The sequence below is a fragment of the Lactobacillus equicursoris DSM 19284 = JCM 14600 = CIP 110162 genome, assembly GCF_001434815.1.
Lineage (GTDB): Bacteria > Bacillota > Bacilli > Lactobacillales > Lactobacillaceae > Lactobacillus > Lactobacillus equicursoris.
Genome location: NZ_AZDU01000028.1, coordinates 22258 through 28588 on the forward strand (window position 1 = coordinate 22258; position 6331 = coordinate 28588).

A 6331-nucleotide genomic window follows, 5' to 3' on the forward strand; every position below is an offset into this window, starting at 1 on the left:
AAGCTTTGCCAAAAAGCGGATACAAAAAAGCAGAATGCTAATGCATTCTGCTTGCGTTTTTTGCATAAAAATTTTATTCAACCGTCACACTCTTAGCCAGATTTCTTGGCTTGTCCACGTCCAAGCCCTTGTTCTTGGAGGCGTAGTAAGCCAGCAATTGCGTTGGCACTACTGACAAGAGGGCTGACAGGTAGTAGTCGATTTCTGGCAAGACGATGTTGTCGCCTTCTTTAGCAAATTGCTTGCCCACGATGGTGACCACATTAGCCCCGCGAGAAGCAACTTCTTGGATGTTGCCCCGGGTCAGGTCAGCAGTTACTGGGTCGTTGATCAAGGCAATGACTGGCGTACCGTCTTCAATCAGGGAAATGGTGCCGTGCTTGAGTTCAGCAGCAGCGAAGCCTTCGGTTTGGATGTAGGAAACTTCCTTTAGCTTCAAGGCCCCTTCCAAGGCAACGGCGTGGTCGATGCCACGGCCGATGTAGAAGGCGTTTCTTGAAGGCACCAGGTACTTCTTAGCCAGCTTTTCGATTTCTTCCTTGCCGTCAACGATTTCTTGGATGCCTTCAGCTGCTAAGCTGAGCCCTTGCTTCAGGTTCCAGTTCTTGGCGTCTTCATCGCCCAACTTTTCCCCAACGGCCTTGGCCAAAATGGCTTGCAGAGCCACTTGGGCAGTGTAGGCCTTGGTAGAGGCAACGGCAATTTCTGGACCCGCATTCAAAAGCATGGTGTAACTGGCTTCTCTTGACAGAGTAGAGCCTTCTACGTTGGTCATGGTCAAGCTTGGGATGTTCCGCTTGTTGGCTTCGGTCAAAACCACGCGGGAGTCAGCCGTTTCACCAGACTGGGTCAAGAAGATGAAGAATGGGTGCTTGGACATCATTGGGAAGTGGTAGCCCGCTTCGGAAGCGTAGCCAACTTCGGTTGGGATGCCGGTGAATTTTTCAAAAATTTCCTTACCAACCAGCCCAGCGTGGTAGCTGGTACCCGCAGCGAAGATGTAAATCCGGTCAGCGGCAGAAACAGCGTCCACGATGGCCGGATCAACGACTGGTTCGCCGTTTTCATCCAAGTAGTCGGTTGACAAACGGCGCATCACTGCAGGTTGTTCGTCGATTTCCTTCAGCATGTAGAATTCGTAAGTGCCCTTGGAAGCGGCGTTAGGGTCGATATCCAAAACGTGGCTTTCTCTTTCAACCTTATTGCCATCGTAGTCTTGGATTTCGATTGAGTCCTTAGTTACGTCAGCGCAGTCGCCGTCGTTCAGTGCGATGAAGGTCTTGGTTTGGTCCAAAACAGAAATCGCATCTGACGCAATGATGTTGAAGCCATCACCTAGGCCCAGCATCATTGGGGACTTGTTCTTGGCGATGTAGATGTGGTCAGGCTTGGTGTTGTCAACCAGCAAGAAGGCGTATGAGCCCTTAACCAGCTTCAAGGCCTTCTTGAAGGCGGAAAAGCCGTCCAAGTTTTCATCCTTAGCGATCTTGGCTACCAATTGCACGACCACTTCCGTGTCAGTTTCACTCTTGAAGTGAACGCCTTCCAGGTACTTTTCCTTTAAGTCCAGGTAGTTTTCAATCACGCCGTTGTGAACCAGGTAAAAGCGGCCATCTTCTGAGTAGTGAGGGTGGGCGTTTTCAACGGTTGGGTGACCGTGAGTAGCCCAGCGGGTGTGACCGATGCCGACTACGCCTTGTTCGTCAGGAGTCAGCTTTTCTTCCAAGTTAGCAATGCGGCCAACAGCCTTAGTTAAGTATTCATGACCCTGTAAGTCGTTTAAGTAGATACCGGCTGAGTCATAGCCCCGGTATTCCAGATTTTTCAAACCATTTAATACAACGTCTCTAGCTGGCTTGCCAACTACACCGACAATTCCGCACATAAAAAGTTCTCCTTTGGTCTAGTTCAATTTAAGTGATTGAACCAATTTATTTTTCGCGCTTGCAATAGGAATAATAGACGTTTTTTTCTCAGAGGTCAAGCCTAAAACTCAAATTGGTATAAATTTAGACCAAATAATGGAAAATTTAACTTTTTCTTTGGAAATCCTATCAAAAAAGCCCCCAGTTAAGAGGGATTCTTAACTAAAGGGCTGAAAAACTAGTCATTTTCCTGGTCTTCTTCCAGGTCGCTTGCCAGGCGAACCGGAATTGGCCGGTGCTCGATAGGGGTTGAAAAGGCAATTTCGGTCTTGGTCCGGCCGAATTTCTGCAGCTCATTGACCAAGTGGTCTAATTCTTCTGGACGCCGGTAAGCGGCCTGGATCAACATGGAGTAGTCCCCCGTCACACAGTCGCATTGGATGACGTTCGGGATCTTCTCAATGAAGGGGTAAAACTCGCTCTTATCCTCTGGCTTGACTTCCAAGTTGATAAAAGCCTTCACCACGTAGCCCATGGCCGAATAGTCAATGTCTGAGTAGTAGTGCCGGATCAGGTCATTGGCTTCCATGCGGCGAATGCGGTTGGCCACGGCTGGGGAGGACATGAAGTTGGCCTCGGCGATTTCCTTGACGGAAATCCGGGCATTGTCCTCCAGCATCTGCAGGATTTTACGGTCTGTCTTATCAATCTTATATTCAGCCATATCTTCTACCACCTATCAAAGCAAATCTCTTGAGGTTCTTTTATTAATAGAATGTATTATATTTCTTAAAATAATTAAGTTCAAGTCTTTTACATCAAAGAATTTTGACTTTTTTTGTAAACTTTTTTAAGGTCTAGACCCCTAAGCAAAAAAGCTGACAATCAGGGCCAAAATTGGCAAACCGCCCTGCATCAGGATGATCTTGGGGTTGGAGGTCAAGGCGCCGTAAGCGGCGATCAAGATCATCATTCCCAAGACAGTTTGCAAAACGGCCTTGCCAAAGACGGTAATGGCCAAGAGGACCAAAACGCCAAGGAGTCCGTTATAAACGCCCTGGTTCTTAAAAAGGACATTAACGTTCTTCTGGCTCAATTCTTCTTGACTCATTTGGAAAACCTGTGCCGTCTTTTTAGACGTAGTCGCGATAGTTTCTAGGTACATAATGTAGAAAAATTCTAGACCAACTAACACCGTTAAAATTTGCAATAAGATCTTCATTTTCTTTTCCTCCCGTCGGCTATTTCTGATTATATTTTACTTAAATCAATATTAAATTACAAACCTTAGTTTTGCGGATCGAGATCAGCGATCTTTCGGGCAGGAATCCCCGCCGCTACGCAGTTTGCCGGCAGGTCGCTAGCCACAACCGCCCCGGCTTCAACGATCACATTGTCGCCGATAGTCACGCCCGGCAAAACCGTTACCCGGGCCCCCAGTGCTACGTCGCTGCCAATAGTCACTGGCAGTGCCCGGGCAAGGCGCTCCCTCCGCTCTTTTTTGGACCGGGGCAACTGGATGCTGGTAATCAGGCAGCCAGGGCCAAGCTGCACGTAGTCGCCAATGGTGACGGCGGCGCTGTCGATAATGGTCAGATTTTTCTGCGCGAAAAAATGCTGGCCAATCTGGATGTTGGGACCGTGCTGGCAGGAAAAGCCGGGTTCCACCGAGGCATAGTCGCCCAAGGCCCCCAGGTGCATCTTGAGGCGGAGCAACTGCGCCGGACGATCAAGGTTGTTGCCCTCGGCGTATTCGTCGGTCCACCTGATCCCCGCTTCTTGGTCGTACAGGACCTCAGGGGCGGTCAGGTGGTAGGCCTGCCCACTTTTCATCTTATCTAATTCGTTCATCGTATCTCCTAAAAAATCAAGCTATTTAAAATTATAGATGAAAGTGAGAAGTAAGTGAAGTTTTGGCTCGGCTAACGAGATTTCGGGGCATTGATCATAAAAACTCGTCGTGGCTACGTCTTCAGGGGGCACGACCTACACCAAATTCGTCGTGGCTACGTCTCCAGGGGGCATAACCCTACCAAAAATTGCCATGGTTACGTCTCCAGGGGGCACGACCTACACCAAAATTGCCATGGCTACGTCTTCAGGGGACACCGATCCCACCATCAAAAAAACGTCCCACCAAAGCAGGACGTTTTCTTAAAAGAAAATCACAATTTTCGAAATATAGGCATGCGCGCTGGTTGACTCAGCAACCTCTCTCACCCGCATGTAGCCTTGCCGGCCCTTGAACTCAAATTCCGCATCGGCATCTTCACCGCGCTTAGCTGCCTTCAGCAGCTGGTTGAGCAGCGCATAGTTGGCCCCTACTGCCCGGTTCAAGCGGTCGTCTAGTTCGCTAGTCTCCTTGATGCCCAATACCTGAGCCCATTTTTGGGCCGTGTGGTTGGCGCAGATCGTCTTATACTGGCCTTCTTCTTCCAAAAAGACCATAATCGCCGGCATTTCCGACAACTGGTCGTTCAGCCGATCTCTAAAGGAAAAATCTGGGTTAACGATGTTGACCCGGCCCACTTCCCGGTAAAAGTTGTGCTCCTCCGCAGTTTCCACCATCAGGCCACGATCACGCATCTTGGCAGCAACTTCAGCTCTTGGCAAAGGCTTGGAGAAGTAGTACCCCTGCGTCAAAACGCAGCCAATGGAGTGGAGGAAGTCGTATTCCTTTTCCGTTTCCACCCCTTCGGCCAGGGTCTTAATGTCCAGCCGCTTGGCCATGTCGATGATGTCAGTCAAAATGATTGGCGTCCGTTCGTTAGCGTTGCGGAGGAAGGCCATATCGATCTTGAGCAGGTCGAAGTCAAAAGTCTGCAAGCTATTCAAACTAGACATCCCGCTGCCGAAGTCATCCAGCCAGACCAGGTAGCCGTCTTCGTGGAAGCGGCTGATGTGGTCCTTAATCACGGCTTCGCTGTTGTTGATCAAGGCTGATTCGGTGATTTCGATCCGAACCTGGTCCCGGCCCACCCCGTACTTGGCCAAAATCGCGTTGATCTGCTCGTGCAAATCATCCAGCTCTAGGTCATAGCGGGACAGGTTGACGGAAACGACTGGCGATAGCTCACCCTTTTTTCTAGCATCTTCAAAGTCGCGGCAAACCAGTTCCAGGATGTGCAGGTCCAGCTTGTGGATCAAGTGCCCGCGCTCTAAGACGTCAATAAATTGGAAGGGATTCAAAAAGCCGTACTGCGGGTCCACCCAGCGTGCTAAGGCTTCGTAGGTGCTGATCTTGTTGCTAAAAGTATCCACGATCGGCTGGTAGTAAACCTTGATCCAGCCCTTAGCGATCGCTTCATCGATGTGGCTGATCAAGTAGTTGGACAAGACCATGTCCGCTTCCATTTGGTCAGCATAGCGAGTGTAGTAGATGCGGTAGTTGCCCTGGGTGGTGTTAGCAGCCATCCGGGCCCGGTCCATCATGGTACCCGGTGACTCATCGTTTGCAGAAATTGGGTAAATTCCGGCTCTGATCGACACGGAATACTTTTCCATCACATCGTGCACCGTCCGGATCACGTCGTCTACCCGCTCATCTTCAATCACGGCGTAGAAGCGGTCAGAGGTTGGCCGGACGATCCAGTAAGTCCCCACTTCTCTTCTTAAGACTGCCGCCATCTTCTGGAGCAACTTGTCGCCTTCTTGATAGCCGTGCTCTTTGTTAAAAAGCTTAAAATTGCTGATGTCAAAGTAAACGACATCGTTTTGAACGTCTGACTTAGTCCCCTTGATCAGGGCTACTTCGTCCAGCAGGTGCTTGTTAAAAGCAACCTCACTGCTTAAGCCGGTAAGCGTATCTGTACTATTGCCTCTTCTTTCCACAAAAATGGAGTGGCGAAGCAGAGATGCCATGTAGCTGGAGGCCAGCTGCATCAAGGGGATGCAAAGGTCCAGCTGCTCAACTGAAGGGTTGTCAGCGCCGAGAAAGCCGACCTGGTTGCCTTCAAAGTAAAAAGGTGACACAACCAGCTGATTGATCCCCTGCCGCTTTAAGACTTGGTACATGATGGGGTCGGCTTCTTTATAGCCTTCCATGTCCCGGATTAAGTAGCCGGAGTTATTGGCAAAGGCCCCGCCCCATTGGGCTTCATAGGCCTCAGCCGGCATGTCTTGCAGAGTTTCCTTTTCCGGCGTTACGCCCTCATTACACCATTCATAGGTGTTGTCATAGTGGCCATGGGCATTTTTTTGAAAAATATAAGTGCGGTCAGCATTAAGGGCCAGCCCCATTTCCTTTAAAAAGGTCATGATTGATTCATTAGGGTTGCCAGTTTTGATGGCACTATCCATACAGCGATTGAGCATACCGACGTAGCCAAGCAGCTTTAATGCCATTGGCTGATCAAAATCACTGAAGTTGAAATCTCTTTTAAACGAACCGTACTTTTTCAAACTGGACCTCACACATTGAATTTAAGTTTACTGACACAAGAAGTGTTAGCACAAGAAGTGTTAGC

General features: G+C 49.4%; 5 protein-coding genes. All 5 read right to left on the bottom strand.

Annotation, left to right across the window (positions count from 1 at the left end):
* Positions 1-73: 73 nt before the first annotated feature.
* Positions 74-1885: a glutamine--fructose-6-phosphate transaminase (isomerizing) gene (gene glmS, locus FC20_RS06395; RefSeq protein ID WP_008461971.1), complete on the bottom strand. Its 1812-nt coding sequence runs from the start codon at positions 1883-1885 to the stop codon at positions 74-76.
* A gap of 218 nt (positions 1886-2103) precedes the next feature.
* Positions 2104-2589 carry an Lrp/AsnC family transcriptional regulator gene (locus tag FC20_RS06400; RefSeq protein ID WP_008461968.1) on the bottom strand — a complete coding sequence of 162 codons (486 nt, stop codon included), beginning with the start codon at positions 2587-2589 and terminating at the stop codon, positions 2104-2106.
* A gap of 141 nt (positions 2590-2730) precedes the next feature.
* The gene (locus tag FC20_RS06405; protein ID WP_008461967.1) at positions 2731-3087 is read right to left on the bottom strand and encodes a DUF1304 domain-containing protein; all 357 of its coding nucleotides are present in this window, start codon (positions 3085-3087) and stop codon (positions 2731-2733) included.
* A 65-nt stretch (positions 3088-3152) separates the two neighbouring features.
* Positions 3153-3716 (bottom strand): DapH/DapD/GlmU-related protein, encoded by a 564-nt coding sequence (locus FC20_RS06410; protein ID WP_008461965.1) that lies wholly within the window; start codon positions 3714-3716, stop codon positions 3153-3155.
* 303 nt (positions 3717-4019) lie between these two features.
* The gene (locus FC20_RS06415) at positions 4020-6209 is read right to left on the bottom strand and encodes a GGDEF domain-containing phosphodiesterase (RefSeq protein ID WP_236697641.1); all 2190 of its coding nucleotides are present in this window, start codon (positions 6207-6209) and stop codon (positions 4020-4022) included.
* Positions 6210-6331: the final 122 nt, after the last annotated feature.

Excerpts from the sequence above, each read along its gene's own strand:
- glmS (WP_008461971.1), bottom strand. The coding sequence starts at position 1,885 with ATGTGCGGAATTGTCGGTGTAGTTGGCAAGCCAGCTAGAGACGTTGTA.
- FC20_RS06400 (WP_008461968.1), bottom strand. The coding sequence starts at position 2,589 with ATGGCTGAATATAAGATTGATAAGACAGACCGTAAAATCCTGCAGATG.
- FC20_RS06405 (WP_008461967.1), bottom strand. The coding sequence starts at position 3,087 with ATGAAGATCTTATTGCAAATTTTAACGGTGTTAGTTGGTCTAGAATTT.
- FC20_RS06410 (WP_008461965.1), bottom strand. The coding sequence starts at position 3,716 with ATGAACGAATTAGATAAGATGAAAAGTGGGCAGGCCTACCACCTGACC.
- FC20_RS06415 (WP_236697641.1), bottom strand. The coding sequence starts at position 6,209 with ATGGCATTAAAGCTGCTTGGCTACGTCGGTATGCTCAATCGCTGTATG.